Consider the following 13,799-nt stretch of genomic DNA (forward strand, 5'->3'; position numbering starts at 1 on the left):
GATCAGTCTTCCTTCGTGCTCATCGGGGTGCCCCTGCGGGCGCCTTGGACCAGGACGCCCGCGGCACGGGCCGCAAGCGCCATGATGGTCAGGGCGGGATTTGCGCTGCCTTGGGTGGGCAGCACGCTGCCGTCGGTGACCAGGAGGTTGGGTACGGCGAAACTGCGCAGGTTGCGGTCCACCACCCCGTCCTGCTCGCCCGTGGCCATCCGTGCACCGCCCACCAGGTGCGCGTAGCGGTTGATCGTGATCACTTCCTGGGCCCCCGCGGCGGTGAGGATCCGCTCCATGACCTGCTGCGCGGCAGACATCAGCTGCCTGTCGTTGTCGCACTGGGTGTAGTTGAAGCGGGCCACGGGAATGCCATGGCGGTCCGTTTCCTCCGCCAGCGTCACCCTGTTCTCCCCAAGGGGGAGGAACTCGCAGAGGGCGCCCAGGCAGGCCCAGTGCGGGTAGTCGCTCATGTAGCGCCGAAGCGCGGCGCCCCAGTGTCCCTGTGCTGCCACGTGCTCCGCCCACGTAATGGGAAGCGGGGAAACGCACTGGATGGAGAATCCCCGCTTGTAAGGCTTCGCCGGGTCAGTTTCGTAGAAGTCCTCCGTGCTGACTTCAGGTGGCGGGGCCTTCCACATCCGCACCTCGGCCTGGAACCGCCCGGCGGTCTGGGGTGCGCCCTGCACCATGAGGTACCGGCCCACCTGGTCAAAGTCGTTGCACATGCCCTCCGGGAAGCGCGGCGAGGTGGAGTTGAGCAGGAGCCGTGGTGTTTCGATCGAATACCCTGCCACGGCAACAATGCGGGCGCGCTGGAACCTGTTTATTCCTTCGTGGACATATTCAACGCCGGTGGCCAGGCCGGTACGCTCGTCGAACCCGATCCGCGTGGCCATGGAGTCGGGGCGGATTTCGGCGCCGTGGGCCAGGGCGTCCGGGACGTGCGTGATCAGCGGCGACGCCTTGGCATTGACTTTGCAGCCCTGGAGGCAGAAGCCCCGGTAGATGCAGTGCGGCCGGTTGCCGAACCGGCCGTTGGCGATGGCCACCGGACCCACCTTTGCGGTGATCCCGCAGGCGTTGGCGCCCCTCAGGAAGAGTTCCCCGTTCCCGGAGACGGGGTGCGGCCGGTGGGGATAGCCGTGCGGATCGCCCCAGGGCCAGCGTTCGCCCGAGACTGGAAGCTCGGCCTCGATGTCCTCGTAAAACGGCCGGAGTTCCCCGTACTCCAGCGGCCAGTCGGCCCCGACTCCGTCCCAACTGAAGGTACGGAAATCGCTGGGATGGAACCGTGGTGTGTAGCCGGCGAAATGCACCATGGATCCGCCCACGCCCCGGCCCGAATTGTTCGACCCCAGGGGCACGGGGTCTGAGCCGCCGATCACCCGCGGCTCAGTCCAGTACAGGTGGTGCGAGCCCGCTTCGTCACTCACCCAGTCCTGCTCGGGGTCCCAGAACGGGCCCGCGTCCAGGCCCACCGCCCGCCAGCCTGCCCGTGCAAGGCGCTGGAGCAAGGTGGCGCCCCCGGCACCGCAGCCCACAATGACCACGTCCACCTCATCGTCGTCGGCATACCGGCGCATCCGGTCCCGCAGTTTCGGGTTCGTGCCTGGACCCGCGGGCAGCAGCCAGGCAGACTCGTTCCGCTCACGGAGGCTGCTCATCTGTCAGCCCCACGGGTCGGATCCGCTTCAGGCCGCACGTCCCGCACTTCGAACGGTTCCAGCCGGTCCACACCCAGGTTCTTGTAGCCGCGGGGATAGGCCGGACCGGCGAAGCCGATCTCGTCCCACGCCAGGGGATGGGAGTAGAACGCGGTGCAGGCGTACCGCGTCCACAACCCCCACACCCGGTCAGCCGGCAGGCCGTGCCAGAGGTCCTGGCCGAGGTCGCAGATGTCCTGCAGCAGCCTGGCCTGCCCGTCCAGTGCGAGCAACGCGAACGTGCAGCCTTCCCGCGACTGCGCCTCCCGGTCGAGTGCACCGAGGGATGCGCGCCAGGCCGCACCGTCCGGCGGCATGTTGTCGTAGTGCCAGCCGTCGGTTTCATCTTCCGCCAGCCGCGCGTCCACCATGTTCACCACCGGCACCCTTGGTTCGGCATGCTGGTCCAGCAACTGGTCGAAGAGGGCCCGCGCCGCGGCTTCCTCCGCAGGGGTGAAGAAGCGGACGTCCGGAGGCAGGGCCATCCTGCCCTGCACGACGGCGGCCGTCACCGGGTCCCAGTGCGGCGCCTGGGCGAGGGCACTGAAGCCAGGGTAGCGGCCGCCGCCATCGGCATCTGCCAGGGGGAGGCCGGTCACGGTTCCCTCCTCAGCACCGACGCCAGCAAGCCCATGCCGCCTACCATCGTGACCAGCAGCGGTGCGAACAGCGGCGGCCCCATCTCCAGGTTGTAGCGCAGGTTGGACAGGCCACCCGGCTTCTGCCGGATGCCCCGCAGGTGCAGCCACGTGCCCTGCAGCCCGTTGGCCACGATCGCCGCGCTGGCCAGCGGCAGGGCTGTCTTGGCCATACGGCGGCTGAAAACTCCGGCCACCCCCGCTGCTGCACCCAATGGGCCCAGGGCAACCGGGGCCCACATCCATTTGTTGCCGAAGCTCGCCTTGTCATGCTCAAGGAAGATTTCCGCCGCCGTGACCAAGGCTCCGACGGCGGTCAGGGCCGACAGCGAGCGTTCAAACCGGCCCGTCTGAACGTTCCTGACCAGCCGGTCGACACCGTGGACGGTCTCCGCCACGGTTCGCTGTGCGGGGTGTGTTCTCACGATTTTCCCTTTCTGCCGGGCGGTCCCGTTACCGCAGACCGCGTGCGCACCCGCAACCTTTGCGGAGCATCAACTATCGGAGGAAACTGGTGTCATGGATATTTCCCCAGCAACCAACGGAGTGCCCTCCAGCCGCGAGGTCGAAGCAGTGATGGGCGCGGCGGATGTCCTCCTGCGGGTTGTGGCCCACTCGGTTGCTGAGGTGGAGGACGTCGTGAGTACCCCGCAACTGCGGGTGCTGGTGCTGATTCACTCCCGGGGTCCGCAGAACCTTGGCGGAGTGGCCGCCGAACTCGGCGTGCATGCGTCCAATGCCACCCGCATTTGTGACCGGCTGGTGATGGCCGGGCTGCTCGAGCGGCGGGAGGACCCGGCTGACCGCCGGTACATCCGGCTGGAGTTGAGCAGGAAGGGCAGGGATCTGGTGAATACCGTGCTGGAGCACCGCCGGCAGGCTATTGCCGAGGTGGTGTCGAGGATGCCTGCCGGCCGCCGCCCTGCGCTGGCCGCGGCCCTGGAGGCCTTCGCGGCCGCCGCCGGGGGTCAGGGGACCTCCGACGGTCGCTTTACGTTGGGAGCCGGGATTTAAACTGCCCGGCATCCGGTGCGGCAACCCCATACCCATCATTCAACGCCTGCAGTTGCGTTAGCGCAATAGTTATGGTGCTACGGAACGGAGCGAAGTTCGTTTACGGCTGGAGCGCCGGATTGGGGTTAATGCCCCAGGCCGCGCTGTGGGACTGGCCGGGTTGCAGCGTGATCAGGCCTTCGCCGGAGTTGAAGGCATCCGGGGCGCAGGTCATGGGTTCCACTCCCAGCCCGGTACGCCGCCGGTCCGGCTGCGGCAGGGTATCGCCGGTGAAGATTTCCAGGTAGGGGTAGGCCCTGTCCACCCAGAGTTCCACGCCTGCCGACCGGTCTGCGTGTACCAGCTTCACCCGGGCGGCCCCGTCCTCGTCCCGCAGCAGGTCCGTGTAGGCCACATCGATGTGCCGGCCACCCAGCTGCTGCAGTTCCCTCACGTCGTATTCCGTGCCGTCCACCCGCTCGTGTCCCGTTGGAATGCCGCGCCCGTCCACCGGCAGGAAGGTGCGCCCCGGCACCTGCACCAGGCCGGCGTCGATCGCTCCGGTGACTGCAGCGGGGCCTGGGGTCCCGCCCCGCACACCCAGGCTCAAATATGGATGCGCGCCTGTGCCGTAGGGGCAGGGCGTGGGGCTCCGGTTCACCGCGGTCGTCCGGACGCTGAGCCCCTCGGGGCCAAGCCGGTAGTCCAGCCGGCAGTCAAGCACCCAGGACCAGCCCTGGCAGGCATGCAGGGTGTACGCCAAGGAAATGGCGTCAGGGGTATGTTCCAGGACGCTCCAGTTCCGCCAGCGGGTGAGTCCATGGATCGCCCCGCCCTTGTCCGGTTCGCTCAGGTCCAGCTGGAGGCGTTGGCCTTCCCACTGGTAGCTGCCGCCCCTGATCCGGTTGGGCCAGGGGATCAGCGATTGCCCCCGGGCACCGGTGCAGACGTCCTCCGGGCCGTATCCGTCCACCAGGTCCCTCCCGTCCTGCCGGTATTCCCGCAGTGCGCCGCCCACTTCCGTCACCGTGGCGGTCTGGCTGCCAAAGGCAATGCGGTATTGCCGGCCGGAGGGGAGCAGGGGCGTTCCGCCGGTCTGCCGGGAGTCGGCCGGGGTGGTCATGGCTGCTGGTTTCCAAGGCCGGGGGCCTTTAGGTCCAGGACCACCTTGACGTCGTCGGACTGGTGTTTGAAAGCATCCGCGTAGTTTTCCAGCGGAAGGCGGCGGCTGATCAGGCGGCGAAGCCAGTCCCGGTCCGCCGCCGCCAGTGCCTGTGCGGCCGCGTCGTAGTGGCGGCGGTTGGCGTTGACGCTGCCGAACACCACACCGTTCATCAGCACTTCCTCACGGTTGAGCGCGCCCACGTCCACCCCTGTCTGCTTGCCCGTTCCGGACACTCCGGTCAGGCAGGTGACGGCGTCCTGGGCCCGGCACGTCAGTGCCTCCAGCACCACCGGAGTGACGCCGGTGCACTCCACGAGGACGTTGGGCTTGATTCCGGAATCCGGCAGCGGTTCGCTGTGATAGGTGGCGCCCAGGTCCCGGACAAGCTGCGGTTTGGGTCCGTCCGTGACGACGTCGAAGACGTGGACGTCCAGGCCCTGCTGGACCCCCAGCAGGGCGGCGAGCAGCCCCACAGGTCCGGCCCCGGTCACCACGGCAGTATGGGGATCGAAAAAGGCCCGCTTCCCGATCCGGTTGATCTGCTCCCAGGCCTTGGCCACAATGGTGGTGGGCTCCAGCAGGACGCCCACGTCCTCCAGGCCCGGGTCCAGCTTCACCATTGCTTCCGCGTCCGCCCGCCAATGTTCCCGGGCAAAACCGTCGAGGCCCTTAATGCCGTGCTCGGTGTAGTTGCCGTTGAGGCACATGTCCCATTCCCCGGCGGCGCAGGCTTTGCAGGGCTCCGGGTCCGGCCTGCGGACGATGCCCACCACCAGGTCCCCCTTGGCCAGTCCCGAGTCCGGGGGAGCGTCCAGCACCCGGCCCAGGTTCTCGTGCCCCAGCACCAGATAGTCCTGGCCCGGGGGCGCCTCACCGTAATCCGCAGCGATGATTTCGCTGTCGGTTCCGCACAGGCCCACGGCCAGCGCCTCCACCAGCACGCCGCCGTCGCCCTCTGTGGGCTCCGGAACCTCGCGCAGGTTGAGTGAGTCTTTCTTTCCGGGAGTTACCGTCAATGCACGCATCGTTTCTCCTCAAGCAGAAGCCGTACTGCCAGTCTCTTTCATTACTTGCGCAGACGCAACGGTTTCGGGAGGGTTGGGGCGGCCCGGCATTCATGGGAGGGGTGGATGCATGGTCCGGGGGTGCCCGCTCCGGCAACGCGCCGGAAGCAGGTCAGTGCGCCCGGTGGTCCTGGATGGTCATCCTCGGGCCGAACGTGGGTTTGCGGAAGCCCGTGGCCTGGATCATCCGGACCACGCGCTGCCGGTGCCCGCGCCAGGGTTCGAGCAGCCGAAGCATCCCGGCGTCGTCGGTCCGCCGCCCGGTGAGCGCAGCCCCCACGTAGGCCGCGAGATGGTAGTCGCCCACCGAAATCGAATCGGGGCAGCCGTGGGTACGCTGCACCACTTCGGCCACGGTCCAGACCCCGATGCCCGGGATCACCTGCATCTTCGCAGCTGCCTCCAGCGCAGGCACCGCAGCGAGGCGTTCAAGCGCCGCGGCGGAGCGCAACGCACGCATTACCGTGGCCGAGCGCTGGGGTCCCACGCCCGCCTTGTGCCACTCCCAGCTGGGGACCTGCAGCCATTGCGCAGCCGTTGGTGCCACCACCAGCCCGGGCGGCGTGGATATTCCGGCGCGGGGTGCGGGGGTCCCGAACCGGTGCACCAGGTAGCGGTAGGCGCGCCGCGCCTCAATGACCGTCACCTTCTGCTCCAGGATGATCGGCACCAGTTGGTCCACCATGCGGCCGCTGGACGGCAGCCGGACGGCCAGGCTGCGGCGCCGGGCTTCGCGGACCATGCGCGGCAGCGTGGCATGGAAAGCCGGATCATCGAAATCCTGCCAGTCGTCGTCGGATCCCAACAGCCGGGGCGCCGTCCTGGTGGCGGCTGCTGCACCCGGGCCCCACGCCTGGACGTCCACGAACGGGCCACCCGCGTCCCCGCCGCCCGCGGGCGCAAGCCGCATGGTGGCCGGACCGTCCGTCGTGGTGAACGCATTCCAGATGACGTCCCCTTGCACGCAAAAAGAAGGATCGCTGTGGCCCCGCAGGAGGGGCGCCAGGGTGCGGGAAAGGCTGTACGGCGCCTCCGGATACCAGCGCAGGGACATGTCCGCCGCGGCTGCCAGCCGGGGAGGTGCCTCTGCGATCGTCATGCCTTCCATCGTCCCACGCCCCGTGACAGCGCCGGGACCATGGGCCCTTATTCGCATCCCGTCCCCGCGCTAGGATCGCCGCGTGTGGCACCCGGGCAGCCGGCACGCAGGGGTGCTCCAAAAGAACCGCGACCCACAGAAACACGGAGGGCAGCCATGGGCGGCGTAGTGCATTTCGAGATCCCCGCGGACGACCAGAAACGGGCCAGGAAGTTCTACCGGGAGGTGCTCGGTTGGCGGATTGAGCCCGTCCCGGGCATGGACTACAGCATGGTCATCACCACGGACATGGATGATGCCGGCCAGCCCACTGCGCCGGGTGCCATCAACGGCGGCATGATGGCCAGGGAAGGACAGATCACCGGCCCGGTTGTGACGGTCGATGTGCCGGATATCAACGCCACGCTTAGAAGCGTGGAGGAGCAGGGCGGCTCGGTGGTCATGCCCAGGAACGAAATTCCGGGCATGGGTTACACCGCCTACTTCAGGGATCCCGAGGGCAACGTCATGGGCCTCTGGCAGAACCTGCCTGCCGGCGGCGACCAGGCCGCAGGCAGCTGACCCGCGGCCCCGTCAGGGCATACCGGATGCCGCCCAAAGAGCCAGGACGGCGAGCGGCAGCGTCAGTGTCACGGCCACCATCCCCGCAACCGCGAACCCGCCCCACCTGATGGGGACGTTCAGCACGCGGAGCCGCTCATGCCACAGCAGCGTGGCCAGGGACGCCCACGGAGTCACCAGCGGGCCGAGGTTCACCCCGATCAGAAGGGCGGCGAGCCTGGCCGGTGACCCCGCCACGGGTTCCAGCGCCAGGTAGGCGGGAAGGTTGTTTGCTGCGTTGGCCGCGCCCGCACCCAGGCCGGCCAGCTGCAGCAGGGCTGGCAGCCCGTCCCCGGTTCCCGCCACGCCTGCCAGCAACGCCGTCAGGCCATGTGAGTGCAGGGCTTCCATGAGCATGAACAGGCCCACCGTCAGCATCAGCGGCCGCCAGGGCACCATGGACCACCGCAGGGCGGAGGGCCGGCGGCGCAGGAAGACCGCCAGCAGGACGGCGGCGGCTGCCAGGGCCGGATATTGGACCGGCAAGCCGGACACCAGGGCAGGCAACAGGACAAGGAGTGTGACTGCCGCAGCCTTCAGCAGGGTGCGGTCCCGGACGGGGCGCGCCGGCTGCGGCCCGTAGGTCCCGCGCAGGTCGCCCCGGAACGCCGCCCACAGCAGGACAAGGGGAACCAGAAGGCCAACCAGGGCTGGAGCCCACACCAGTCCCGCGAAGCTCCACGGGCTCAGGCCCAGCCGGTCCTGTGCCAGGAGGTTGGTGAGGTTGGACACCGGCAGCAGCAGGCTGGCGGTATTGGCCAGCCAGATGCTGGTCATCGCGAATGGCAGCGGCGGGATCCGGGCATGGACGGCAAGCAGGACCACCACCGGCGTCACCAGCACCGCCGTCGTATCCAGGGACAGGAACACCGTGGACACCGTGGCCACCGCAACTACCAGGAGCCACAGCAGGAAGACCCGTCCGCGGCCCAGGGCGGCAAGCCTGTCGGTTACCACCCGGAACAGTCCGGCCTCATCCACCAGTTCCGTGACCAAGGACATGGCCAGGACGAAGGCCAGGATGGGAATGGTGCGCCCGGCCAACTCGCTGAAGGCCGGGACGGGGAGGGCGCCGACGGCCAGGGTGGCCAAACCTGCCGCCAGGGTCACGCCAGGCAGCAGGTAGCTCCGGGCGGCTTTCAGCCATGCGAACTGCTTCACCGGCCTATCCTCGCACCCCGGACGGGGAAGCGTGTGCAGGAAGCGGTAGCTTTGTACCTATGAAGTACGCCCAGTCCATTTTGGACCTCATCGGCAACACCCCGCTCATCAAACTCAACCACGTGACGGAAGGCATCAAGGCCACCGTCCTGGTCAAGGTGGAGTACCTGAACCCGGGCGGTTCCATCAAGGACCGCATCGCGGCGCAGATGATCGAGGACGCCGAACGCGAGGGCAAGCTGAAGCCGGGCGGCACCATCGTGGAACCGACCTCCGGCAACACCGGTGTGGGGCTGGCGCTGGTGGCGCAGCAGAAGGGCTACAAGTGCGTTTTCGTGGTCCCTGACAAGGTGGGCGAGGACAAACGGGCCGTGCTGCAGGCCTACGGCGCCGAAGTGGTGGTCACCCCTACGTCAGTCCCGCCGGAGAGCCCGCACAGCTACTACGGCGTCTCGGACCGGATTACCCGGGAGACGCCCGGCGCCTACAAGCCGGACCAGTTCTCCAACCCGGCAGCACCGGGCAGCCACTACAAGACCACCGGCCCCGAGATCTGGCGGGACACCGATGGCAAAGTCACGCACGTGGTCATCGGCGCCGGCACCGGCGGCACCATCACCGGCACTGGCCGGTATCTCAAGGAAGTTTCGGCTGACCGGCCGGAGTCCGACGGCGGGGTGGTCAGGATCATCGGCGCGGACCCCGAAGGTTCGGTCTACTCAGGCGGCACCGGGCGCCCCTACTTTGTCGAGGGCGTCGGAGAGGACATGTGGCCGGCGAACTATGACAAGTCCGTCCCTGACGAAGTGATCGCCGTCAGCGACGCCAACTCCTTCACCATGACGCGCCGGCTGGCGCGCGAAGAAGGCCTCCTGGTGGGCGGCTCCTCAGGGATGGCCGTAGTAGCCGCATTGCAGGCGGCGCGCGACCTGCCGGAAAGCGCCGTCGTCGTCGTCATCCTGCCCGACTCGGGCCGCGGCTACCTGGCCAAGATCTTCAACGACCAGTGGATGCGCTCCTATGGTTTCCTCTCCGGGGGCGAGGAAACCTCGGTAGGGGAGGTCATCAAATCCAAGAACGGCGAACTGCCGGACCTGGTGCACATCCACCCCAACGAATCCGTCCGCGACGTCATCAACATCATGAACGAGTTCGGCGTCAGCCACATCCCGGTCCTGTCGCAGGAGCCGCCGGTGGTCATGGGCGAAGTCCTCGGCGCAGTCGATGAGCGGACGCTGACCGCCAAGCTGTTCCGCGGCGAAGCGAAGCTGACAGACAAGATTTCCGAGCATATGGGCCCCAAGCTGCCCGTGATCGGATCGCTGGAAACCATCTCCGCGGCCAGGGAACTGCTCTCTGACGCGGACACCCTGATGGTCACGTTCGTGGGCGCGCCCGTGGGTATCCTCACCCGGCACGACCTGCTGGCCTACCTCAGCAACTAATTTGCGCTACCCCGTAAAGGAGCACCCATGACTGCCTCTGAAAATCAGGGTTTCAACACCCGCGCCGTGCACGCCGGCCAGGCGTTCGAGCCCCGTACCGGCGCCGTGGTCCCGCCGCTGCACTTCAGCTCCACGTATGCCCAGGACGGCATCGGTGGCCTGCGCAGCGGCTACGAGTACGGCCGCGGCGGCAACCCCACCCGTGATGCCCTGCAGGAACAGCTCGCCGCGCTGGAACTCGGTACGCACGCGTACAGCTTCAGCTCCGGCCTTGCCGCCGAGGACGCCCTCATCCGTGCACTGACCCGCCCCGGAGACCACATCGTGCTGGGGAACGACGCGTATGGCGGGACCTACCGGCTGATCAGCCGGGTGCTGGGGGACTGGGGGATCGGCAACACCCCGGTGGACATGGCGAACCTGGACCGGGTCCGCCACGCCGTGGCAGCGCACAAGACCCGGTTCGTTTGGGTGGAGACGCCGTCCAACCCGCTGATGAAGATCACCGACATCGTGGCGCTCGCTGACATAGCGCACGACGCCGGCGCCCTCCTGGTGGTCGACAATACCTTTGCGTCCCCCTACCTGCAGAACCCGCTCGCCCTGGGTGCCGACGTTGTGGTCCACTCCACCACCAAATACATCGGCGGCCACTCCGACGTGGTGGGCGGCGCCGTTGTGGTCAAGGATTCAGAGCTGGCGGAGAAGATCGGCTTCGTCCAGTTCGCCGTTGGGGCAGTGTCCGGTCCCATGGACGCGTTCCTCACCACCCGCGGACTGAAGACGCTGGGCGTCCGCATGGACCGGCACAGCGAGAACGGCCAGGCGGTGGCCGAGTGGCTGCTGGAACGCCCTGAGGTTGAGGCCGTGCTCTACCCGGGGCTGCCCACCCACCCTGGCCATGAGCTGGCCAAGCGCCAGATGCGGAAGTTCGGCGGCATGGTCTCCGTGCAGTTCAAGGGAGGCGAAGCAGCTGCCCGCAAGGTGGCCGAGTCCACCTCCGTGTTTACGCTGGCGGAGTCCCTGGGCGGGATCGAATCGCTGATGAACTACCCGTCGGAGATGACCCACGCGTCCGTCAAAGGCACCGAGCTGGCCGTCCCGGTCAACCTGCTGCGGCTCTCCTGCGGCATCGAGGACGCCGAGGACCTCATCGCGGACCTGGACCAGGCCTTCTCCAACATCCCGTAACGTCACCCCGGACCCCTGGCTTTCTTGAAAGAAGTCAGCTAGGGTTCCCCTATGCCTCTTCGATCCGACTGGTCCCAACGCAGCTGCAGCATGGCTCGTGGCCTGGACATCCTGGGCGACCCCTGGTCCGTCCTGGTCCTGCGCGAGGTTTTCTTCGGCAACGGGCGCTTCGACGCCATGAAGGCGCGCCTCGAGGTGGCCGACTCGGTCCTCACCAAACGCCTTGCGGGCCTGGTGGAGTCCGGGCTCCTGGAGAAGAAGGCGTACGACGACGGCGGCCGCACCCGCCAGGAATACGTCCTCACTCCCATGGGCGAAGATGCCCTCCCGGTCCTGAATGCGGTCACCATCTGGGCGGAAAAGCACCTGCCCGCGCCCTCGGCCCAGGCCCACCTGTACGTCATCCATTCGGGCTGCGGGAAGTCCACCACCTCGGCCGACACCTGCTCCTGGTGCGGGGAACGGCTGACCGCCGCGAACACCAGCTGGCACAGCCGCTCCAGGTCAGAACAGCCCATCCCGTTGTCCACCGCATCCGGCAAGGAGCCCGCCGCATGAGCACGTTGCCCGATGAAGCAGCAGTCCCCGCCCGCCAGGCCGAAACAGGCGGCCCTCGCACTTCCCGCCGCCGGCTCCATCCTGCCTGGATCGTCGCCGCCGTAGCGTTCCTGGCCCTCGTAGGCGCCGCCGGCTTCCGTGCCGCCCCCGGCGTCCTCATGGTCCCGCTCCAGCAGGAGTTTGGCTGGTCAACCACCGTTTTGTCGGCGGCAGTCAGCATCAACCTGGTGCTCTTCGGCCTGACCGCCCCATTCGCCGCGGCCCTGATGGAAAGATTCGGGGTGAGGGCAGTGACGGCGACCGCCCTGGTCCTGATCGGCATGGGCAGCGCCCTCACTGTGCTGGTAAACCAGTCCTGGCAGATCCTGCTGACGTGGGGGCTGCTGATCGGACTCGGGACCGGTTCCATGGCCCTGGTCTTCGCCGCCACGATCGCCAATACCTGGTTCACCAAAAGCCGCGGGCTCGTCATTGGCATCCTTACCGCCGGCAGCGCCGCCGGGCAGCTCGTCTTCCTCCCGTTCATCGCCCTGCTGGCCCAGGACCCCGGCTGGCGGCAGGCGTCCCTGCTGATCGCCGCCGGCGCCCTGGCCGTTGTCCCGCTGGTGCTGAAGTTCCTCAAGAACTCGCCCGCCGACGTCGGGGTGCTGCCCTACGGTGCGCCCGTGGAGGCCGGCCCTGAGGAGCAGCCACGAGCCACCACGGCCGTTCCGGACGACCAGCCGCGCACCAACGCAGCCGTCCGCGCCCTCCAGGTACTCCGCCGCGCCAGCAAAATCCGGACCTTCTGGGCCCTGGCCGCCGGGTTCGCCATCTGCGGCGCCACCACCAACGGCCTGATCGGCACCCACTTCATCCCCTCGGCACACGACCACGGCATGCCCGAAACCACAGCTGCCGGGCTGCTCGCCGTCGTCGGGATCTTCGACATCATCGGCACCATCGCCTCCGGCTGGCTGACCGACCGCTTCAACCCCCGGGTCCTGCTGGCCGTCTACTACCAGTTCCGCGGGATCGGCCTGCTGGTGCTCCCGCTGCTGCTGAACGCCGAGGTGCAGCCCAGCATGATCGTGTTCGTGGTGATCTACGGCCTGGACTGGGTGGCCACCGTTCCCCCCACTGCCGCCATCTGCCGCGAGACGTTCGGCGCGGACGGCAGCGTGGTCTTCGGCTGGGTCTTCGCGGCCCACCAGCTCGGAGCCGCGGCGGCCGCCATCGCCGCGGGGGCCCTGCGCGACGCCACCGGGCACTACACGTACGCCTGGTTCGGTGCTGCGGCCATGTGCACCATCGCCGCGGTCATCAGCGCCACCATCCGCAGGCAGCGGTCAGAGGCTGCCACGGCGGGGGACGCGGAGCCGGCGGCCGCCTGAGCGCCGGGGCTCCGGCCGGCCGCTAGGCTGGTCCGATGGAACCCGACGCACCTGCCCCCGCGCGCCCCGTTGCCCTGGTCACCGGCGTAGGTCGGATGGCGGGCATCGGCGCGGGCATCGCCCGCCAACTCGCCGCCGACGGCTGGGACCTGGTGCTGTCCTACTGGTCCGACTACGACGCCCGGATGCCGTGGGGGAGTGAACCCGAAGACGTGGTCCGGCTGACTGCGGAGCTCGAAGCCATCGGCGCCAAGGTCCACGTCCTGTCGGCCGATCTGCAGGATCCGGGCGTGCCGGACCGGCTCGTGGCGGAGGCAGCGCAGGCGGCCGGCGCCCTGCAGGGCCTGGTGCTCAGCCATGCCGAGTCGGTGGATTCCGGAGTGCTGGACACCACCGTTGAATCCTTCGACCGGCATTTTGCGGTGAACACGCGCGCCAGTTGGCAGCTGATCGCCGCCTTCGCACGGCAGGCCACGGACGACGGCGGTGCGATCGTAGCGCTGACCAGTGACCACACGGCGTTCAACCTTCCCTACGGCGCCTCCAAGGGAGCCCTGGACCGGATCGTGATTGCGGCCGCCCGCGAACTGGGACCGCAGGGCATCTCCGCGAACGTCCTGAACCCGGGCCCCGTGGACACCGGGTGGATGACCCCGGAGGTCCGGGACGAGCTCACCGGGCAGCAGCCCACCGGCCGGCTGGGCACCCCTGCCGACGTCGCCGGAACCGTGGCCTTCCTGCTCTCGCCGGCCGGCCGCTGGGTGTCCGGCCAACTGATCAAGGCCGACGGCGGCTTCTCCGCCTGAGTGCCCGGC

Annotated in this window: 14 protein-coding genes; 7 read left to right on the forward strand and 7 right to left on the reverse strand. The window is 68.3% G+C overall.

Features of this window, described 5'->3' with window-relative positions:
- Window positions 1-2: 2 nt before the first annotated feature.
- The 3 genes from VXJ37_RS02005 to VXJ37_RS02015 are packed head-to-tail and all read right to left on the reverse strand — an operon-like array spanning window position 3 to window position 2,760.
- Window positions 3-1,658 (reverse strand): GMC family oxidoreductase, encoded by a 1,656-nt coding sequence (locus VXJ37_RS02005; RefSeq protein ID WP_331321398.1) that lies wholly within the window; start codon window positions 1,656-1,658, stop codon window positions 3-5.
- Window positions 1,655-2,296: a gluconate 2-dehydrogenase subunit 3 family protein gene (locus tag VXJ37_RS02010; protein WP_331321399.1), complete on the reverse strand. Its 642-nt coding sequence runs from the start codon at window positions 2,294-2,296 to the stop codon at window positions 1,655-1,657. Before VXJ37_RS02010 ends, VXJ37_RS02005 begins: the two co-directional genes overlap by 4 nt.
- Window positions 2,293-2,760 (reverse strand): hypothetical protein, encoded by a 468-nt coding sequence (locus tag VXJ37_RS02015; RefSeq protein WP_331321400.1) that lies wholly within the window; start codon window positions 2,758-2,760, stop codon window positions 2,293-2,295. The genes VXJ37_RS02010 and VXJ37_RS02015 overlap by 4 nt, the downstream gene beginning before the upstream one ends.
- A gap of 94 nt (window positions 2,761-2,854) precedes the next feature.
- Here VXJ37_RS02015 and VXJ37_RS02020 point away from each other — a divergent pair, with 94 nt between their 5' ends.
- Window positions 2,855-3,349 carry a MarR family transcriptional regulator gene (locus tag VXJ37_RS02020; protein WP_331321401.1) on the forward strand — a complete coding sequence of 165 codons (495 nt, stop codon included), beginning with the start codon at window positions 2,855-2,857 and terminating at the stop codon, window positions 3,347-3,349.
- 100 nt (window positions 3,350-3,449) lie between these two features.
- Here VXJ37_RS02020 and VXJ37_RS02025 read toward each other — a convergent pair whose 3' ends face one another.
- The 3 genes from VXJ37_RS02025 to VXJ37_RS02035 all read right to left on the reverse strand — a co-directional run bounded on the left by VXJ37_RS02025 (window position 3,450) and on the right by VXJ37_RS02035 (window position 6,656).
- On the reverse strand, window positions 3,450-4,451 hold the full coding sequence (locus VXJ37_RS02025; protein ID WP_331321402.1) for an aldose 1-epimerase family protein: 1,002 nt from the start codon (window positions 4,449-4,451) through the stop codon (window positions 3,450-3,452).
- A complete protein-coding gene (locus VXJ37_RS02030; RefSeq protein ID WP_331321403.1) occupies window positions 4,448-5,518 on the reverse strand; it encodes a glucose 1-dehydrogenase in 1,071 nt (356 codons plus the stop codon). Before VXJ37_RS02030 ends, VXJ37_RS02025 begins: the two co-directional genes overlap by 4 nt.
- A gap of 151 nt (window positions 5,519-5,669) precedes the next feature.
- Entirely contained in the window at window positions 5,670-6,656 is a 987-nt protein-coding gene (locus tag VXJ37_RS02035; protein WP_331321404.1) for a DNA-3-methyladenine glycosylase family protein, read from the reverse strand.
- Between the two features lie 156 nt (window positions 6,657-6,812).
- Here VXJ37_RS02035 and VXJ37_RS02040 point away from each other — a divergent pair, with 156 nt between their 5' ends.
- Entirely contained in the window at window positions 6,813-7,217 is a 405-nt protein-coding gene (locus tag VXJ37_RS02040; RefSeq protein ID WP_331321405.1) for a VOC family protein, read from the forward strand.
- A 12-nt stretch (window positions 7,218-7,229) separates the two neighbouring features.
- On the opposite strand, the gene VXJ37_RS02045 is transcribed toward VXJ37_RS02040, so the two are convergent.
- Window positions 7,230-8,417, reverse strand: coding sequence for an SLC13 family permease (locus tag VXJ37_RS02045; RefSeq protein ID WP_331321406.1), 1,188 nt, complete (start codon window positions 8,415-8,417; stop codon window positions 7,230-7,232).
- A 59-nt stretch (window positions 8,418-8,476) separates the two neighbouring features.
- On the opposite strand from VXJ37_RS02045, the gene VXJ37_RS02050 reads away from it, so the two are divergent.
- From VXJ37_RS02050 to VXJ37_RS02070, 5 genes are read left to right on the forward strand one after another with little or no spacing between them, the layout of a single operon-like run.
- Window positions 8,477-9,862 (forward strand): cystathionine beta-synthase, encoded by a 1,386-nt coding sequence (locus VXJ37_RS02050; protein ID WP_331321407.1) that lies wholly within the window; start codon window positions 8,477-8,479, stop codon window positions 9,860-9,862.
- A gap of 27 nt (window positions 9,863-9,889) precedes the next feature.
- Entirely contained in the window at window positions 9,890-11,053 is a 1,164-nt protein-coding gene (locus VXJ37_RS02055) for a cystathionine gamma-synthase (protein ID WP_331321408.1), read from the forward strand.
- Window positions 11,054-11,104: 51 nt separating this feature from the next.
- On the forward strand, window positions 11,105-11,611 hold the full coding sequence (locus VXJ37_RS02060; RefSeq protein WP_331321409.1) for a winged helix-turn-helix transcriptional regulator: 507 nt from the start codon (window positions 11,105-11,107) through the stop codon (window positions 11,609-11,611).
- Window positions 11,608-12,984: an MFS transporter gene (locus tag VXJ37_RS02065; RefSeq protein ID WP_331321410.1), complete on the forward strand. Its 1,377-nt coding sequence runs from the start codon at window positions 11,608-11,610 to the stop codon at window positions 12,982-12,984. The genes VXJ37_RS02060 and VXJ37_RS02065 overlap by 4 nt, the downstream gene beginning before the upstream one ends.
- A 35-nt stretch (window positions 12,985-13,019) precedes the next feature.
- The gene (locus VXJ37_RS02070) at window positions 13,020-13,790 is read left to right on the forward strand and encodes an SDR family oxidoreductase (RefSeq protein WP_331321411.1); all 771 of its coding nucleotides are present in this window, start codon (window positions 13,020-13,022) and stop codon (window positions 13,788-13,790) included.
- The last annotated feature ends 9 nt before the right edge of the window (window positions 13,791-13,799 follow it).

The organism is Pseudarthrobacter phenanthrenivorans (genome assembly GCF_036455295.1).
In the GTDB taxonomy this organism is placed as follows: domain Bacteria; phylum Actinomycetota; class Actinomycetes; order Actinomycetales; family Micrococcaceae; genus Arthrobacter; species Arthrobacter phenanthrenivorans_C.